General features: G+C 41.4%; 12 protein-coding genes and 1 pseudogene. 11 read left to right on the top strand and 2 right to left on the bottom strand.

The features are described from left to right. The first annotated feature begins 161 nt into the window (after positions 1-161). The 6 genes from BHV83_RS09920 to BHV83_RS09895 all read left to right on the top strand — a co-directional run bounded on the left by BHV83_RS09920 (position 162) and on the right by BHV83_RS09895 (position 9,035). On the top strand, positions 162-776 hold the full coding sequence (locus BHV83_RS09920; protein ID WP_005644932.1) for an RNA polymerase sigma-70 factor: 615 nt from the start codon (positions 162-164) through the stop codon (positions 774-776). Between the two features lie 96 nt (positions 777-872). Then, on the top strand, positions 873-1,871 hold the full coding sequence (locus BHV83_RS09915; protein ID WP_005633459.1) for a FecR family protein: 999 nt from the start codon (positions 873-875) through the stop codon (positions 1,869-1,871). A 48-nt stretch (positions 1,872-1,919) separates the two neighbouring features. Then, positions 1,920-5,141: a TonB-dependent receptor gene (locus tag BHV83_RS09910; RefSeq protein WP_005633457.1), complete on the top strand. Its 3,222-nt coding sequence runs from the start codon at positions 1,920-1,922 to the stop codon at positions 5,139-5,141. Between the two features lie 25 nt (positions 5,142-5,166). Next, positions 5,167-6,897: a RagB/SusD family nutrient uptake outer membrane protein gene (locus BHV83_RS09905; RefSeq protein ID WP_005633455.1), complete on the top strand. Its 1,731-nt coding sequence runs from the start codon at positions 5,167-5,169 to the stop codon at positions 6,895-6,897. A gap of 19 nt (positions 6,898-6,916) precedes the next feature. Next, entirely contained in the window at positions 6,917-7,891 is a 975-nt protein-coding gene (locus BHV83_RS09900) for a family 43 glycosylhydrolase (RefSeq protein WP_005644925.1), read from the top strand. A 148-nt stretch (positions 7,892-8,039) separates the two neighbouring features. Beyond that, positions 8,040-9,035 (top strand): family 43 glycosylhydrolase, encoded by a 996-nt coding sequence (locus BHV83_RS09895; protein WP_119215344.1) that lies wholly within the window; start codon positions 8,040-8,042, stop codon positions 9,033-9,035. Positions 9,036-9,216: 181 nt separating this feature from the next. Here the strand turns inward: BHV83_RS09895 and BHV83_RS09890 are convergent, their stop codons facing one another. Then, positions 9,217-11,151 (bottom strand): heavy metal translocating P-type ATPase, encoded by a 1,935-nt coding sequence (locus tag BHV83_RS09890; RefSeq protein WP_286757453.1) that lies wholly within the window; start codon positions 11,149-11,151, stop codon positions 9,217-9,219. 65 nt (positions 11,152-11,216) lie between these two features. Further along, positions 11,217-11,603: pseudogene (locus BHV83_RS09885) on the bottom strand (Fur family transcriptional regulator); the annotation flags it as partial. 100 nt (positions 11,604-11,703) lie between these two features. Here BHV83_RS09885 and BHV83_RS09880 point away from each other — a divergent pair. From BHV83_RS09880 to BHV83_RS09860, 5 genes are all read left to right on the top strand, one after another. Beyond that, complete coding sequence (locus BHV83_RS09880) at positions 11,704-12,309, top strand: RNA polymerase sigma-70 factor (protein WP_046451727.1); 606 nt, start codon at positions 11,704-11,706, stop codon at positions 12,307-12,309. Positions 12,310-12,411: 102 nt separating this feature from the next. After that, positions 12,412-13,407 (top strand): FecR family protein, encoded by a 996-nt coding sequence (locus BHV83_RS09875; protein WP_286757452.1) that lies wholly within the window; start codon positions 12,412-12,414, stop codon positions 13,405-13,407. 156 nt (positions 13,408-13,563) lie between these two features. Next, complete coding sequence (locus tag BHV83_RS09870) at positions 13,564-16,800, top strand: SusC/RagA family TonB-linked outer membrane protein (protein WP_022321688.1); 3,237 nt, start codon at positions 13,564-13,566, stop codon at positions 16,798-16,800. 13 nt (positions 16,801-16,813) lie between these two features. Continuing rightward, positions 16,814-18,529 carry a RagB/SusD family nutrient uptake outer membrane protein gene (locus BHV83_RS09865; protein WP_022321689.1) on the top strand — a complete coding sequence of 572 codons (1,716 nt, stop codon included), beginning with the start codon at positions 16,814-16,816 and terminating at the stop codon, positions 18,527-18,529. 11 nt (positions 18,530-18,540) lie between these two features. Further along, on the top strand, positions 18,541-19,926 hold the full coding sequence (locus BHV83_RS09860) for a Gfo/Idh/MocA family protein (RefSeq protein ID WP_005633444.1): 1,386 nt from the start codon (positions 18,541-18,543) through the stop codon (positions 19,924-19,926). Positions 19,927-20,112: the final 186 nt, after the last annotated feature.

The following is a 20,112-nucleotide window of genomic DNA, read 5'->3' as shown; positions in this document are numbered from 1 at the left end:
CGGCATGGAATCCACTATTTTACAATGAAAGGAATGATAGAAGGAAGCCTTCCCGAAAATAATAGTTTTGCCGTCATTGAGATAGACAAAGATTTGAATATCTATATAGAGGGTTTCTATAATTGCAAGAATAAGGAGATGAAACATAATAGATAATCATTATGAAAAACTTCACAGACGAGAAGACTCTTCTTCGGGAGATAAAGAACGGAAACGGCGAAGCATTCGAATTTCTGTTCAATAGCTATTATCCTCGGTTGCGGGGATATGCTGCTCGTTTTGTGACGGATGAGGAAGCAGTCAGGGATATCATACAGGAGAGTTTTTTGAGATTTTGGGAAAAACGTGATCTGATAGAAGCTGTTTCCATTTCATCTCTTCTTTTCGCAATGGTGAGGAATGCCTGTCTGAATTATTTGAAGCATCTGCAACTGGTCGAGCAGCATAATCTGGAACATTTGGATAGGGTGGTCGGGCAGGAAGAACTTTATTATTGGGACTTTAACCTAAGTCCGGAATATACGCTTCTGTATAAGGAATTGCAACAACAGATCAGTCTTGTTATGAGTGATTTGCCTTCCCGTTGCCGTGAAGTATTTGAGATGAGCCGTTTTAAGAAAATGAAAAACCGGGAGATCGCAGATGCTCTCCAAATATCGACTACTGCAGTGGAAAAACATATAGCCAAAGCCTTAGCACGCTTTTCCGCACATTTTAAAGATAAATATCCGTTGGATGTCTATATCGCGATATTAGCTTGGCTGCTTTCCGAATGAACGAAGTCCTGTTTCTTTTGTTTTGGGGAATTTTTTTCAGGAAGGGGGTTGGGTAAAATTCATTTGGGTTGTTACATCATATAGAAAGCAAAAATTATGAAAGAGCAGGAGATCTATAATCACCAGTTGGCAATACGTTATTTTGAAGGACGCATTACTCCCTCCGAAGAAGAGATTCTTTTCCGGTTTGTGAATGATGCACCTTCTAATGAAAGAATGTTCCGCCAATGGGAGGAGGAGTGGATGCTTTCCTATAAACTGATTCCTGAAGTTTCGAATGAATGGAAACAGTTGCAACGCCGGATGCAGGTGCGTCAATCGCTGAATGGTGTGTTTAGTACTAAACACATGCAATTGCAGCGGTTTATCGCTGTTGCTGCAATTGCATGTGTTCTATTATTGAGTGGAACATATAGTTTCTATCTTTATCGGAATACGGAAACCACCGATAACCGGTTTGCTTTAGAAACTGCCTATGGAGAAAAAAGCAAGCTGATACTGGCGGATGGAACAGTTGTATGGTTGAATGCCGGTTCTTCCTTACAGTATGCCGGTAACTTCAATTCTAAAAACAGGGAAGTCTTTTTAACTGGTGAAGCTTATTTCGAAGTGACTAAACAGTCAGATGGAACTCCTTTTGTGGTTAAAACGGATCAGTATAGTGTATTGGTGAAAGGAACAAAGTTTAATGTATCTTCTTACCCTGAAGATATTTCTGCTAAAACGACATTATTGGAAGGCTCTATCGATATTTTATATAAAGGGAGGCATATTCCGGTTGCACCGGGAGAATTGCTGAGTCTTGACAAACAAAACGGAAGTTTTTCCCGTCAGAAGGTTCAGGCTTCTCAATATAAATCCTGGACAGAAGGGAGAGTTGAATATGATAAAATCACGCTCAATGAGTTGGCAGTCCGCCTATCCCGTAAATATGACGTTCAGATTCATTTGGGAGACGACTTGGAAAAAGATATAGCTTTCCGCGTATCACTTCGCAATGAAGAGACGGTCGGAGATGTCTTTCACGCTCTATCCGAGATTATTCCGATCCGTTATGAACGGCGGGACCGGGATATTTATATTAGAAAACAATAGCGCAATTGTTAATATATTATTAAATCTAATTCTTTAATTTATTGGTTTATGTATAGAAAACATGTAGGAAGGGCGTTAATCCTTGCCTTGATGCTTTCTGGGGCTACCTCCATGAATGCACAGCGGATTACCCGGCAATTTAAAAATGTTCCTTTAAAAACGGTATTAGCGGAAGTCGAGAAAGAACTACAGTATTCCATCATTTACAAGAAAGACGAGGTAAATGAACGGAAGCAGATTACGCGAGATTTTAAAGATGCTTCTTTGGAAGAAGTTCTATCTGCCGTATTGGATAACGGATTGTCTTATTCCGTCCAGGGCAAGATGATTGTGATTTCCAAGAAGGAAGCCGCAGGATCATCTATCACTCAGCAAAAGCAGATCATTGTGAAAGGTATCGTGAAAGATGAAAATGGCGAACCAGTTGTTGGGGCGAATGTTGTTGAAAAGGGAACGTCTAATGGTACGATTACGGATATGGATGGGAATTTCTCTTTGTCGATATCCGAAGGTTCCAAATTAAGTATAACGTACATCGGATATTTGGACAAGGATGTTGCGGTTAGTAAAGGTAAGACAACATTGAACATCCAATTGAAGGAAGATACGCAAGCTTTGGATGAAGTGGTTGTGGTAGGTTATGGTTCTGTCAAAAAACGTGACCTAACAGGATCTGTTTCACAGATTTCTTCTTCATCGATTCAGAATCAGGCTGTGATGAAAGATCCTATGCAAGCATTGCAAGGTAAAATTGCAGGTGCGGATATTACGATGGGAAACTCTCCCGGAGCATCTTCTACCATTGTGATCCGTGGATATAATTCGATCAATGCGGGCAATGATCCATTGATAGTGGTGGATGATGCTCCGTTCGGAGGAAAGATCGATGAGATCAATCCGGCAGAAATCGAGTCGATTGATGTTTTGAAAGATGCATCATCCACTGCTATTTATGGTTCTCGAGGAGCAAATGGTGTTGTTATCATTACGACAAAACGTGCCCGTAAGGAAGCTAAACTGTCTGTTAGTTATGACGGATATGTCGGTGTGTCCAAGTCATTCAAAAATTATGATATGATGAGCGGTGAAAAATATGCAGACTGGAAAAGAATGGCTAATTATGGAAAGACAGATAAGGAAATATTTGATGATATTCAATTAAAAGCCTTGAACTCCGGACAATTTGTAGATTGGCAAGATTTGATGTTTAGCGGTACGGGCTATAAAACGGATCATAATGTCAGTATCAACCAGTCGAATGGTCGTAACCGTAATATGTTAGTGTTAGGTTATAATAAAGACCAAAGTATTATTGATAATATGGGATATGAACGTTTCTCTGCCCGTATTAATGGGGATATGGAATTAGCAAAGAACTTGACGGTAGGCTATTCTTCTCTTTTAGCATTGACAACTCGTAATAATGGAGATAATAGTGTCTGGAAATATGGAACAGTTATTGATCCACTAACGGAGGTTTATGACGAGAATGGAGATATGCGCTTTTACAATAGCGGTTGGTATCAGACGGTATTGCATTCGAATCCTTTGTTTGATACTGATAAGAATAATGTAGACAATAAAGAAAAACGTACCCGTATCCTTTTGAACTTATTTGCAGATTGGGAAATAATCAAAGGCTTGAAATTCCGAACAAGTTTGACATATGGCTTGTCGTCAATCGAGAATGGAGTTTATAAGAGTTCTACTTCTCAAGCTCGCCAGTTGGCTTCTCCGTCTGCTGAATACAAAAAAACGAACGAGCAACAGATTACTTTTACGAATGTCCTGAATTATAAGAAGGTATTGAATGATCATAGTTTGGATGTATCGTTGGTGCATGATATGCAGACAGATAAAGCAGAATTGGTCGGTTTGACTGGACAGGATATGCCTTATTACGGTTCGTGGTTTAATGTGAATGAAGCACCAGATGTATTTACACGTCTTTCTTCTGTACGTAAATGGGCTTTGTTGTCATTTATGGGAAGAGTTAATTATACATTTAAGGATCGGTATTTGTTGACATTGACTGGACGTTACGATGGCTCTTCTCGTTTGGCAAAAGGTAATAAATGGGACTTCTTTCCGTCTGTTGCATTGGCTTGGCGTATGAATGATGAGTCTTTCCTTCGGGAAGTTGATTGGCTTTCTAATCTGAAATTACGTTTGAGCTGGGGTAATTCCGGTAATACAGCAATTTCTGAGTATGCAACACAAGGAGCTTTAGGTAAATATGTGTATTATTTCGGGACAACTGAGCAGTCGGCAATGGGATATCTGCCTACCGAGTTGGCTAATAATCAATTGGGGTGGGAAAGTACAGAAGAATATAATGTCGGCGTGGATTTTGGCTTCTTGAATAACAGGATCAGTGGTTCTATTGACGGATATATTCGTAATACACGTGATCTATTGATGAAACGCAATTTGCCGATCAATACAGGGTATGAATTTACTTGGCAAAATGTAGGTAAGACACGTAATTCGGGTATTGAAATAGCCTTGAACACTGTACCTGTTGTGACAAAAGATTTCAGATGGACAGTAGATTTGACTTTTGGCTATAACAAGAATGAAATTGTCGAGTTGTTCAATGGAAAGGAAGATAGTCCGGGAAATAAATGGTTCATTGGGCAACCTCTCTACGTTGAACGTCTGTATAAATATATAGGAGTTTGGCAATATGGAGAAGAAGAGGAAGCGGCAAAGTATGGACGTGAACCTGGTAATCCTAAAATAGAAGATGTAAATAATAATGGGGTTTATGATGAAGGCGATTTGCATACATTCAATAAAATACCCAAATGGACAGCAGGACTTTCTACAGGATTCTATTATAAGAATTTCGATTTGAATGTTTATTTCTATACACGTCAGAAGTATGGACAGCTATTAGGAGTATTGACTGACGAGGCTGGATCAACTCGTTATAATCATCTGGATGTTGATTTTTGGACACCGGATAATCCTTCTAATGCTTGTCCGAAACCTGCGATAACTAATCCACAGGAGTTATTGGTGTCAAGTGATTATGCTTATCGGGATCTGTCATTTATACGTCTGAAAAATATTAATTTGGGATATACTTTACCGAAAGAGATTTCGAAAAAGTTTTATAGTGAAAAATTCAGGGTATATTTTATGGTTGAAAATCCATATACATGGACAAAGAGTGATTATGTAGGACTGGATCCGGAAAACTGTAATAGCTATACAGACCACCGTCCGTTAACCTCATTTATATTTGGAGTAAATGCAAGTTTCTAATAATCTGATTAATTGAAAGTAGAATATGAAAATACTAAATAAAATATTGATAGGTTCGTTGTCTCTGCTATGTTTGTCGTCTTGCGACTTCTTGGATGAGACGGCTTATAATAAAGTGACTGTTGGTAATTTTTATACGACGAAAGATGGTATAACCAATGGTGTCAATGGATTGTATTCAACCTTAAGGGGAATGTATATACAGGAATACTTGATTTATATGTGTGAAGGTCCTTCGGATATATGGATCGGTCATCAAGGACATGAGCAATGGTATAATTGGACGATTGATGCGACAAATGCTGATGTCAGGAGTTTCTGGTATAGTTGTTATAAATCCGTGAATCAGTGTAATGCAGTTATTGAGAGTCTGGAAAATAATGATATTCCTGGATTGGATGAAGATCTAAAAACACGTTTTCTTGCAGAATCGTTATTTATCAGAGCACACTATTTTTATCATCTGGTACAGCAGTTTGGTGATATTCCTATGCCGTTGAAGCCGACAAATTCAGTAGAGACTACTGCACATAAAACAAAAGTAGATGAAGTTTGGAATCAAATTGTTACAGACTTGGAATTTGCTGTAGAAAACTTGCCGGAAACTTACCAGGCATCTGAATTCGGGCATATAACAAAATATGCAGCTATGCACCATCTGTCGAGAGTGTATCTTACTTTGAAACGGAGTGATGACGATTTGAAAAAAGCTTTGAATTATGCCGAGCAGGTGATCAATTCTGGTAAATATTCGTTGGTTAAATCGCACGCAGAATTATGGGATATCAATAATAAAAATAATTCGGAAGTCCTTTTCTCTGTTTTGTATACGCAAAATGCGGAATTAAATGGAGATGGTAATACAGCCCATATGTACTTTTGTTCAGCCTATTCGGAAGAACATCCTGCTGTAAAGAGAGTTATTGAGTATGGCAGACCTTGGAGCCGTGAGCGTTCTTCTGATTTTGCAATAAGTTTGTTTGACAAAACGAAAGATCAACGTTGGGATGATTGTTTTATTTCTCGGTGGAATGTAACGGAAAATTCTGTGACGGAGAATGTTTTCAGCCCGTTTACCAAAAAAGTGGAAGAAAAGGTTTGGACAAAAGGAGAGTTGGCCATGATTGATCCAAGAGAACCTTGGACACCGGAACAGATTAAAGAAGTTTGGCCTGTTTTGGTATTTCTTCCGGAATATATGCGTGAACAAATCGATCCTCTGATGGATGTCCAGTCTGAGCAGAATCCGAATGCGGAATGGCCGTCGAATACTCGTTTTACTTCTTATAAAATGTATGCTTATTTGGTGAAACATTTGGATCCCCTGCGTCCAGAAGTTAACTGGACAGCCGGATCGCGTAATGTTTTTGTTTATCGTTTGGCTGATACATATTTGTTGGCTGCTGAAGCTGCATTCCTGTCTGGAAATGCTCAGAAAGCAGCTGAATATATTAATGTAGTTCGTCGCCGTGCCGCTGTACCTGGGCATGAAGCGGAGATGGAGATTAAGTCTTCCGATGTGACGATTGACTTTATTTTGGATGAAAGAGCTCGTGAATTGATGGGAGAAATGCATCGTTGGTATGATTTGAAACGGACGGACAAATTGATGGAGCGTATGAATGATCCTGAAATCAGTCCTATGACTGCAGGGAAATTTAAAGATTATCATGTATTACGCCCGATACCGCGTGATCAGTTGACAAATGTTTCGAATCCGGAGGAATTTACCCAGAATCCTGGTTATGGCAATTAATCATTTAGAATCAATAAAAATGAGAGTATATGTTTTATTATTGACTTGTTTGTTTTTCTCGTTGCTGGGTAAACCCCAGCAACCGAGGATGATGTATGAAGATACTTCTCGTCGTGGAGTTCCTTTTTCAAAAGATCCGCATGTCGTGAATTTTCAGGGACGTTATTTGATGTATTATACGCTTCCACCGAGGTTGGATGTATCTGGTTCTGGTGCTAACATTGGCATCGCATCCAGTAAAGATTTGGTTAATTGGTCGAAAGTCGGTGAAATAACGCCGGAAAAGAATGCCGTTTATGAAAAGAATGGGCTTTGTGCACCTGGTGCTTTAGTTCGGGATGGTAAAATTCATTTGTTTTATCAAACCTATGGAAATGGAAAAAATGATGCAATCTGTCATGCTGTGTCAACTGATGGTATCCACTTTGATCGCGACCCGAGTAATCCGGTTTTTCATCCGACGGGTGATTGGAACTGTGGACGGGCTATTGATGCTGAAGTTTGTGAATTCAATGGAAAGTATTTTCTTTATTTTGCAACTCGTGACAAGGATTTTAAAATACAAATGCAAGGAGTGGCAACAGCTTCTTTGAATACTGATTTTAACAGGGAAGACTGGACACAAGCTTGTGATAAATCGATCTTGTATCCAGAGTGTGATTGGGAGGGAGAATGTATTGAAGGTGCCTCGATTGTTAAGAAGGATAATAAACTGTATATGTTTTATGCCGGAGCTTATAATAATGCTCCTCAGCAGATCGGGGTTGCTGTCAGTGAAGATGGTTTGAACTGGAAACGTCTGTCGGAAGAACCTTTTTTACGAAATGGAAAACCGGGAGAATGGAATTCAAGTGAATCTGGTCATCCTCACCTTTTTACCGATCTTGACGGACGGACTTATTTGTTCTATCAAGGTAATAATGATCATGGTAAGACTTGGTATATTACACAGCAAGAAGTTTTATGGAAGGATGGTAAACCTTACTTGAAATAAATAATGTATATGGCTTGCCCTTTGTTTCCCTGTTTAATGGCAAAAGGATAGAAGGATAGGCTGTATCATTTATTGTAAATCCGATTTACGAATTTATTTAGAAGAATATTAGTTACATTTGTCAATTAAAAAAGATCAGATAGTATTTATGAAGCAACTTGTTTTGATTATTCTATTGTTATGGGGAAACTTTCAGTTAATTTTATCACAGGGCTCTTCTGCTCGTCCCCTCATGTTATACGGCGATACCTCCCGTGTCGGGGTTCCTTATTCGAAAGATCCGCATGTGGTTAATTTTAAGGGGCGCTATTTGATGTACCATTCCATTCCGCCGATGAAGGGGGAACCTGATTCCGGATGGAATATTGGGATTGCGGAGAGTAAGGATTTGATGAACTGGACGAAGGTGGGCGAGATCACGCCTGCTCCCGAAGCTGATTATGAGAAGAAAGGACTTTGTGCACCCGGTGCGTTGGTGAAGGATGGAAAGGTGCATTTGTTTTATCAGACATACGGGAATGGGAAGAAAGATGCCATCTGCCATGCCATATCGGATGACGGCATTCATTTTAGAAGGAATCCGACGAATCCGATTTTCCATCCGGTCGGAGATTGGACTTGTGGGCGTGCCATAGATGCGGAAGTGTGTGAGTTCAAAGGACGCTATTTCCTCTATTTTGCAACCCGCGATAAAAACTACGACATCCAGATGCAGGGAGTAGCTGTTGCTCCGAGCAATACCAATTTCAACCGGGAAGACTGGGTACAGGTAACGGATTCCTCTATCCTGTATCCCGTGTATCCGTGGGAAGGAAAATGTATCGAAGGGGCTTCGATCGCAAAGAAAGGTGACAAACTTTATATGTTTTATGCCGGAGCTTACAATAATGCCCCTCAACAGATCGGAGTGGCGGAAAGCGAAGACGGCATTGTCTGGAAACGTCTTTCGGAAGAACCTTTCCTTAAGAACGGCAAACCCGGCGAATGGAATTCCAGCGAATCCGGCCATCCTCATATTTTTACCGATTTGGACGGTCGAACTTATCTGTTCTATCAGGGAAATAACGATAACGGAAAAACCTGGTATATCACACAGGAAGAGGTGGTTTGGAAAAATGGAAAACCTTTTCTGAAAGGAAAGTGAAAAACGATCATAAACGAGGCTGCGTGTCAAAATGTATGAGGGTATGTCAAAACTGTCCTGTTCCCGTGCTTGACGCGGGATCGCATTAAAACCGACCTTATAAAAATCCGATTGATAAGGTCTGTCCTTTTGTGTCCCCGCATCAAGTGCGGGGACAAGGAGATGTTGACACATCCCCGTTTTACCATACCTTCCTGTTCAGTATGCGGACCGAGTTGAGGACTGCCAGCAGAGCGACACCGACATCAGCAAAGACTGCCCCCCACAACGTGGCGTATCCCAATGCACCTGCCGACAGCACAATCCCTTTTACAACAAGTGCCCCTATGATATTCTGATGGACAATCGTACGTGTCTTGCGCCCGATCGTGATGGCGGTCGCCACCTTGGACGGTTGGTCGTTCTGGATAACGACGTCGGCACTCTCGATTGCCGCATCCGAACCGAGTCCGCCCATCGCAATCCCTACATGGCTTAGTGCCAATACCGGAGCATCATTCATTCCGTCTCCGACAAAAGCTACGGATTTGCCCGGCTCTTCAACCATTTCCCAGATATGTGCCGCCTTATCCTCCGGCAACAGGTTTCCGTATGCCTGGTCGATACCTAAACGTCTGGCAAAAGATTTGACAATCTCTTTTTTATCACCCGACAGCAAACGGATATCCGTCACTCCTAACTTCCTCAGTTTGGCAATCGCCTCTACGGCATCGTCTTTCAACGTATCGGACAATAGCAGATGGCCGGCATATTTTTTATCGATGGCGCAGATAACTACGGTCGCTACTTGGTCGGACAACTCTTCGGGGATGGAAATCCCGCGCTCTTTCATTAAGCGGATATTCCCGACAAGCACTTCCTGTCCACCGATGACGGCCTCCACGCCGTGTCCGGCCAGTTCATGCATCTCCGATACGCTTGCTGCAGAGATATTCTGTTTCTTTGCGTAGCGGACGATCGCTTGTGCGATCGGGTGGGTACTTTTCTGTTCGACGGATAAAAGCAAGGTCAATAGTTCCGACTCGGAAATTCTATGCGCCTGTATATCCGTCACGTCGAAGCGGCCAGTGGTCAATGTACCTGTTTTGTCGAATACAATGGTATTTATCCGGGTGATGGCATCCAGATAATTACCACCCTTGAACAAGATACCGGCACGTGACGCCGCTCCGATACCTCCGAAATATCCCAACGGTACGCTGATTACCAAGGCACACGGACAGGAGATAACTAAAAAGACCAATCCCCGGTACAACCAGTCATGAAAAACGTATTGGAAAGACGGCATCATCAATCCGGCAAATGCCGGAACCGTGACGATCAGCAAAGCCAACACGATCACGGCAGGCGTATAGAACCGTGCGAACCGACGAATGAACAGTTCGGCAGGAGCTTTACGCTCGGCTGCATCTTTCACCAGCACTAAAATGCGGGCTAATGCGCTTTGTTCATAGGGACGGTTCACTTCTATGCGGACGGTTTGTCCCAGTACGATCATTCCCGCCAGGACTTCATCCCCTTTCCGAAGTATGCGGGGCATGCTTTCGCCTGTCAGGGCGGAGGTGTCGAACGATACTTCGGTTTCCTGTAAAATCCCGTCGAGCGGTATGCGTCCGCCTGGTTTTACCTCGATTCGTTCACCTGTCCGTACCTCTTTCGGGGAGACATTGATATAATTACCTTCACGAAATACGTCCGTACGTTCGGGACGGACATCAAGCAGACGGCTGATATTTTGTGAAGCACGTTCGACAGCCCTGTTTTGCAGCATTTCTCCAACCGTATAAAAAAGCATGACAGCTACAGCCTCCGGATATTCGCCGATGCTGAAAGCTCCGGTCGAAGCGACCGACATCAATGTAAACTCGGTGAAGAAGTCTTTTCGCAAAGCCTCGTGATAAGCTTCCCGTATGACAGGCAGTCCTACTGGGAGGAAAGCAGCCAGATACCAGACGAGTTTTACTGTCGGCGAGAACCAGCCTTGTCCGGTATGGTCTAAGATGAGCCCCACAATGAGCAGGATGAAAGACAGGATCGGCAATACCACGTTCGGGTGTTCTTCTCCTTTATTATGTCCGCAACTGCATCCTGAGTGGCAAGTTGTTTTAGCTTCCATGATTCAATCTGTTTTTATTATTCCGATGCAAAGAACCGAAGATATTTTTGCAACTCGATTGCGTTTTACAGATTTGGGGACTTGCATGCCGGGCAGATTCCTTTGACCGTGTAGTTGATCGTATCCATGATGAAGCCTTCGGGCAACTGCACGACCGGGATTTTTATATGATCCATACAATAGGTCTTGTGACAAACCTCACAGTAGAAATGGATATGCCTGTTTTCAATAAAACACGTCTCGGTGTCGCTCCGGCAGATTTCATATTTCATCGACCCGCTTCCGTCCTCGAAAGCGTGGATGGCGTGATGCTCCAACAAGATCGCTAAAGAGCGTGAAATGGTTGATTTGTCCAATGTTTCCAGTTGTGCCTCCAATTCGAGCAAGGAAATGGGATATGTTTGTTCCGACAGTTTCTGCAATATAAGAATTCGGGCGGCACATGACTTTACTCTTTTTCTCGATACGGTAAAAGTACAACAAAATTAATGCAACTGAGTTGCAAACTTTTATTTTGATTATTCTGATATTTTTCGCTATTTCGCATCTATTATGGAATTACCAGAGGAGCAAAATAAGTTGAAGGAGATCGCTGCCGGAAATGTGGAAGCTTTCGAGCATCTATTTTTCCAGTACCAACCTCGGTTGGTAAATTTCCTTATCGGTCTGACACACGATAAGGAAGTCAGTCGTGATATGGCCCAGGATTTGTTTCTCTCGTTGTGGAAAGACCGTGAAAAACTTAAAAATGTCCGTTCTTTTTCCTCCTATCTATTCCAGATGGCGCGTTTTACCGTGTACGACTATTTCGACCGTCTCATTGTCTCGGAAAAATATACGAACGAATACCTGCAGGATGCTTGCCAAGCCGAATCAGAGGAAGAAACCTTGTTCGTCCGCGAGCTGCAATCGATCATCAACCGTACGGTCGAGCGCATGTCTCCCCAGCGAAGCAAAATATACCGGATGAGCCGTGAGGAAGGTTTGTCTAATGACGAAATCGCCAAGCGCCTCGATATCAGTAAACGGACAGTGGAAAATCACTTGACCGCTGCCCTTGCCATTCTTCGAAAAGTCCTTTATCTATTTTTTCTTTTGCACACTTGGACTGTATTGTCAAATATGATCTCGACATTGTCGAAAACAAACTACACTTAAATCAAATCAGCCAAACAGAATGAAAGAAAGTTGAGAAAAAAGGCATATTCGATTGTGTGTACTCCCACAGCAAACCGACTCCATTATAAAGCATGGGATTTTATGACAAATGATAATAATATAAAACGAATCATACAGCTTTATTTCGGAAAGCATTTCTCCCGTTCGGGACGTGTCCTGTTCGGCCGCTGGCTACGGGCGGAAGGCGGAGCTTCTGAAAAGAGCGATATGTTGCAGGCCTTTTGGGAACATTTGCCTGCAGAGGCGACTGCTGAGACCCGCGAAGACTGGGATGCCCTGCAAAGACATTTACAGGTTGAACCGGTCCGTCGGAATACTGTCCCGATGTATCGCGGGTGGATCAAATATGCAGCGGTAATTGCATTGATGCTATTGACGGGAGCAGCGACCTTTTTTGTTACGGACCGCCTACAACCTGTCCGGCATGTAGAGATGGCAGAGTTGTTTGTTCCTTATGGCGAGAGCCGGCAGGTCATTTTGCCGGATGGTTCGCAGGTATGGGTCGATGCCGGTTCACTGCTCGTTTACCCGAAAGACTTTACGGATACGGAAACCCGTACGGTTTACCTGACTGGCGAAGCGTCGTTCACGGTTCGGAAAAACACGGAAAAACCTTTTATTGTGAAGACGACTTATCTGGACGTGCAGGCTTTGGGTACGGTATTTACAGTAGCTTCCTATCCAGCTGATTCTTGCACGAGCACGATCCTGGAAGAGGGGAGTGTCAAAGTGGATGTAAAGGCAGGCGAACACCGGCCGACTATCTTGAAGCCGAACGAACGTCTGGTTTATTCGCATGCGGCGCATACGGTAACGGTCCGGCCGGTCGATGCTTTGCTTTATAAGATGGAGCGTAGCGGCTACCTGATTTACGAGAATGTTTCTTTCAGCCATCTGATGGCTTCGCTGGAACGGAAGTTTAACGTGACGATCCATTATAATTCCCAGAAATATGCGGACGAGCATTACAACGTCAAGTTTGCCCCGCATGAAACCCTGGAGGATGTGCTGGCTGTTTTGCAGCAGTTGATCGGCATTCGTTTCAAGATAAAGGGAAATGTTGTATTTATAAATTAAAAGGAGAGGAGAGGAACAGGATGAACAAAAGAAAACCGGAAAGAACGAAAGTGCGAAAATCCCTCTTTCCGGCGTTTGAAACCGAATTGTGACTTTTTGGGACTCAACGTAAAACGTTGAAAATAATTAATATTCAATTTTCAAACATACAAATATATGAAATTAACTAATCTAATACCTATAAAAGCGGGAAAAACGCTTTCCCGCCTATGTATAATTGGAGCTCTGTCTTTTGGTAGCTCGTTCGTATTTGCTCAAAATCAACAGGTTCGTTTGTCTGGCAATAATTTAACCTTAAAGGCGGCTTTCAAGCAAATCGAACAACAAACGAAACTCTTCGTAGATTACAACACGCAAGATGTCAACGATTCACGCGTGATCAAGAAAGTACCAGTCGGCGACAACGTCAAGAATGTCCTGGAACAATTGCTGGAAGGCATGAACTGTTCCGTCACATTCAGCAACGGCCATGTAATCATTTCCAGAAAAGCCCCGGCATCTTCCGAAACAAAAAAAGTCACAGGTATTGTCAAAGATGAAAAAGGAGAACCGATCATCGGCGCGAATGTTGTGGAGAAGGGGACGACGAATGGTACTGTTACCGATTTGAATGGTCAATATAGTCTGGATATTTCTCCTTCGGCTGTTCTCTTGGTTTCCTATATCGGTTATGATACCAAAGAGATAAGGGTGGACGGGAAGAACATATTGAATATTTCTTTGGCTGAGAATACGGAGAATTTAGATGAAATTGTTGTGATCGGTTATGGTACATCCAGAAAAAGAGATATTGTAAGTGCTATGTCTACAGTCAAAGGATCGACCATTAGTGCTGCTTCAACAAGCAATGTCCAAGATGCCTTGCAGGGAAAAGTAGCCGGTCTGGATATTCAGTCGGCACGATATGCAGGAGATGATCAGCAAATTTATATCCGTGGAGCAAGATCTTTAAATGCAGGAAATAATCCGCTGATCATAGTGGACGGTATTCCCGGAAGCTTGGGGAGTGTAAATACTTATGATATTGAATCAATTGAAGTGTTGAAAGACGCAGCAAGTTCCGCCATTTATGGTTCTATGGGCGCAAATGGTGTCATTTTGGTAACGACTAAAAGAGGAAAGAAAGGAGTGAATCGTGAAGTGAATTTTAACTCTTATATCGGTTTGAACGTTCCTCATATGATGCCTTTGCAGTCTGGGGAAGAATATGTACAGTTCAGGCGTGACGGATACAGGTATGCTCACGGATGGGATACCCCGTTCACAGATGAGGATGTTTTCACTCAGTCCGAACTTGATATGATAAAAAATGGCAATTATACTGACTGGCAGGATTTATTGTATCGTAATGCTTTGACACAAAGTTATCATCTGAGCATTAGCAATAGTGGCGAGAAGACTCGGTTACTGTTATCATTTAAATATGATAAAGAACAGGGCTACTATAAAACGAATGATGCTGAGAACTATAATTTGACATTGACGGCTGATCATGATTTAGCAGACTTCTGGACATTGGGTACGACTGTTCGATTGAAACGAAATAATATATCCGGATTCCAGAAAATCAATAACGAAATATTGTATATGACACCGTTGTCTGATCCGTATTTGGAGAATGGTGATCTTAATTATTTCCCGAATCCGTTGAACACATCCGGTTATAACCCGTTGGCAAATGATGTACCCGGACAGTTTGCAGATGATGCCCAAAGCAATTTATTGAACCTTAATCTAACTTCGCATATAAAGATAAATAAATGGCTGAGTATGCATACAAACTTCGGTTATATTTTCTCGGATTATAAGCGGGGGTATTTTTATGGTAAAGATTCATACAAGGGCAAAGGTGTCAAGACGAACTCCGGTAAAGAGTATAATAATTATGATCAGTGGACACTAAACCATATTATTACGTATGATAATAGTTTCGGAGATCATAATTTGGTCGTTGACCTTGTTGGTGAAATGCAGAGCCGGAGATATGATAAAGGTACTTTATCCGGAGATAACCAGCCGGTAGAGTATACATCTTATCATAATTTAGGTTCCAACACGGAAAATATAAAAATCGGAAGTAGTTTTGAAAACTGGGCTCTGGCATCTGTCTTAGGCCGTTTGCGCTATAATTATAAGAATAAATATTATTTCAATATAGCATTCAGAACAGATGGTTCGTCTCGTTTGGCAAAAGGAAACCAATGGGCTGTTTTCCCTTCAGGAGGAGTCAGTTGGAGCATGAAGGATGAAAGCTTTATGCAGAATGTGAATTGGATTAATAGCCTTAAGCTTCGTGTCTCTTATGGTACTGTTGGTAATACGGCTATTTCACCCTATCAAACACTTGCTTCTTTGTCACAGTATGCTTATCTGTTTGGAGAAGATTCATCTAATAAGTTCTATGTATATAGCCCAACTTCGATTGTGAATCTTGATCTTGGCTGGGAAATATCCAAAACTGTAAATGCAGGGGTTGATTTCGGATTATTCAATAATAAATTGAATGGTTATGTCGAGTATTATAATACAAAGACGAGTGATTTGTTGATGAAGAGGACGATTCCTTCATTTACCGGTTTCAATGATATTTGGCAGAATATCGGGGAGACGGAAACTTCAGGAGTTGAGTTTAACCTAAATTATAATCCGGTAAGGACAAAAGATTTGAATGTCGATTTTTCATTGAATGCTTCCAGAAACTGGGAAAAGATTACAGCTTTGATCAGTGGAGAAGATTTACCTAATAATAAATGGTTTATCGGAGAACCTTTAGGTGTGTTCTATGATTATGAGAAAATTGGTATCTGGCAGTTGGGTGAAGAAGAGGCTGCTGCTAAATATAATGCTAAGGTAGGGGATATCAAGGTTAAAGATCAAAATGGAGATGGTTCGATTAGTGCTGCGGATGATCGCATAATCTTGGGGCAGGTTCGTCCGAAGTGGATTGCTTCATTAGGTGCGAATGTTCAATATAAGAATTTTGATTTTTCTTTCAATCTGAACTCAAGATGGGGGTATTTGGTTAAGCCGGCTCCATATGATGATATCACGATGGACGGGCAGAGATGGTTGCCGGCAGTAGATTATTGGACTCCGGATAATCCGACAAATAGTTATCCTCGTGCGGATCAAGCGAGCGGTTATGATACCTATCGTACCTCTAATGGCTATCAGAAAGGCGACCATATTAAAATTCAGGATATAACATTAGGGTATAGTTTCGAGAATCTGCTGTCAAAGAAGGTTCCAATCAGGAAATTACGTTTCTATGTGCAAATGAGAAATATAGGTTATTTGTATAGAGCAGCGGAGTTTGATATTATACCTGAACAACCTGATATTAATTATACGGTTCCCAGTAGTTATAATTTCGGAGTTAATGTAACATTCTAATAAGTCATGTATTATGAAAAACATAGCAATTTTTTTATTAATCGTATTATCTGCAAGTTCCTTTTCATGTGATTTTCTGGAAGAAGAACCAAAAGGGTTGATCAGCGATACGTATGCGAAAACAGAAGAAGGGGTTGAATCACTTATCTTGAGTATCTATCAACGGAATCGTTATCTGACAGAACGTTTGTATAAGTTTGCTGATTGTGGAACGGATTTGACGACTTATGCAACCAATGGTGTCGGTTGGCCTTATGAAGAGGCTATGATTTATAATGACCCTCTCATGATCTCTAATCGTTGGAATTCCCAGTATTGGAAATATCTTTATAAGGGATTGAATGTTGCAAATCTGGGAGTTCAGTATATACAGGAAACTCCTATTGCACATGAGGAAAAAAAGAACCAACTGATATCGGAGGTTCATGCTTTGCGTGCTTTTTACTTGTTTATGATTGTCGAGACATATGGTCCTGCGTCCCATTATGCGGATACTCCGTCCCAATCGGTAATAACAGAAGGATACCAACCGGGTATTGCTGTCTTTTACAAGAAAATATTGGAAGATTTGGATATTGCTTTCCAATATTTGGATATACCTCAGAATACTCAATGGGGCCGTATGAATATCGGAGTTGCTAAAACATTGAAAATGCGTGTATTGATGGCATTGGCTGCTTATGATGATGCGATTATTACAGGAGCCGGTTATACAAAACAACAGTGTTATGATGAAGTGGTGAGGTTATGTAATTCAATTATTAATGACTATAATTATAAACTCTTGGATAATTATGCATCTGTGTTTGACGTGAATAACCAGATAAATGACGAGATTATCTGGTCAATACAATATACAAGCGATTTGGTGTATAACGGAATGGATCTTACGGATATTGATGCGAATAGTATGCATCGGTATTTCGTAGGTTGGTATAACAAGTCTGCTAAAAACCCGAATATCAATATTGATGGATTATGGAGTCATTCCCGCGTGTATGGTCGTGAATATCGTTGTACGATGCCTACCTATTATTATATCAGTCTTTTCGATAAATTTGATAAACGTAGGGAACAGACTTTCCAGACTGCGTGGTGCAGAATCCCGGATAACTGGAATAACGAGCCCGACTATTCGGATACGTTACTTATCCGGACACTGGATGTTGTTTCGGATGAATATGTAAAAAGCTATGAAGACAGGGGAATCATTGTCGACAATATTACGGATCTTTATGATATTAACACCGGAATTCCGACTATCAACGGTAGATCCTGCCATCATACAATGACAAAATATCTGGATCCAAGCCGTGATGAGGCTAAGCGGGAAGAAGGTTTTAAAGACTTGATTCTGATGCGCCTTGGAGAAGTCTATATAACTTTGGCTGAAGCGTATGTAAGAACCAACCAACCGGAAAAAGCGGCAGAGGTGATTACTCAACTGAGAAAAAGGGCTTTGATCGATGGACATGAAAGTGCCTTGAAGGTAACAGCTGCTGATGTGGATATGGATTTTATCTTGGAAGAAGGTGCACGTGAACTGGGGTGTGAATTGAACCGCTGGTATATGTTGAAACGTTCCGGCAAAATGGTGGAATGGGTGAAAGAGCATAATCCGGATATTACGTTGATCAAGGATTATCATATCTATCGTCCTCTTCCTCAAGATGCATTGTATGAAGTGACGAACTTGGATGTGTTCGTTCAAAATAAAGGTTATAAATAATTCTATTAAATATGATGGTTATGAATAAAATATCACGACGACACTTTTTAGCTGCGACAGGCGCTATAACTGGGGCAGCCTTATTGAATCCATTATCGGAAGTAGCGGCAAAAGCTGTTGAAAATCCGAATGTTGCTGGGAAAAAACTTCGCCTTGCTATTGTTGGTACTGGCGGAAGAGGTACTTCCATGTGGGGATATGACTTAATGAAAAGTTATCCTGACTACATTGAGTTTGTAGGTCTTTGCGATAAGAATGAAGGTCGTGTGGAAACCGGTAAGAAGATTATCGGGGCTTCCTGTCCTACTTATACGGATTTTGAAAAGATGATGAAGGGAACCAGGCCTGATGTGCTGATTGTAACGACTATGGATAGTACTCATCATCATTTTATTATCCGTGGAATGGAACTTGGCGCGGATATCATTACGGAAAAGCCGATGACAACGGATGAAAAGAAGATCCAGGCAATTTTGGATGCAGAAAAACGGACAGGAAAGAATTGCCGTGTGACATTTAATTATCGTTATTCTCCACATCGTGCGAAAATATGGGAATTACTCCGTGCCGGTGAGATTGGCGATATCACTTCTGTTGATTTTCATTGGTATCTGGACACTTCTCATGGCGCCGATTATTTTCGTCGTTGGCATCGTTTGGTAGAATGCAGCGGTTCTTTGTGGGTGCATAAAGCCAGTCACCACTTTGACCTTCTGAATTGGTGGATTGACAGTGATCCGGAAAGTGTGTATGCATTGGGCAGTTTGGATCATTATGGTAAGAACGGAACGTTCCGGGCAGAGAATTGCCGTACTTGTCCTCATACTTCCAAATGTAAATTCTATTACGATATAACGCGAAATCAGAATTATATGGATTTATATGTAGCCAACGAAAAATATGATGGTTATCTTCGTGATGGATGCGTGTTTAAGAATGATGTCAATATCTTTGATAAAATGGCGGCAACGATTCGTTATAAAAATGGCGTGCAGGTCGCTTATTCCCTGACAACCTACAGCCCTTATGAAGGTTATCGTATAGCCTTTAACGGAACGAAAGGGCGTTTAGAGGCTTGGATACAGGAATCCCGTCCGACTTCGGATGTGAATTTTGATGAACTTGTTTTGTTTAAGAATTTTGGAAAACGTGAGTATATCCAGATTCCATTCGGAACGTCTGGCCATGGCGGAGGGGATGCATTGCTAAAGGATCAGATTTTTTTACCTGGGATAAAAGATCCGTATAAGCAGTGTGCTAGTGTTCGCGATGGAGCTTTGGCTTGTCTAGTCGGTATTGCGGCACGTAACAGCATTGCGACCGGCCAACCGGTGAAAATAGCTGATCTTACTTCCATACAACCTCAGGAAAAGAAATTGTATCAACGGATATTGTAGATTTCTTATTAGTTTAAAGCAAATGCTGTATCAAGGTAAATTTTTAGTCTTGATATGGCATTTGTTTTAAATTATGGTTGGTATTCATCCACGGCTCTTTCATTTAATCTTGATATATGGATGTAACTGCATATAAATTTGATGTTTACATTGAGATGAATATAAAATATCTATGTCAATATTATT

It is taken from the genome of Parabacteroides sp. merdae-related_45_40 (assembly GCF_001915675.1).
Note: the sequence above shows the minus strand (reverse complement) of the source record. Positions and strands in the feature narration are given on the sequence as shown.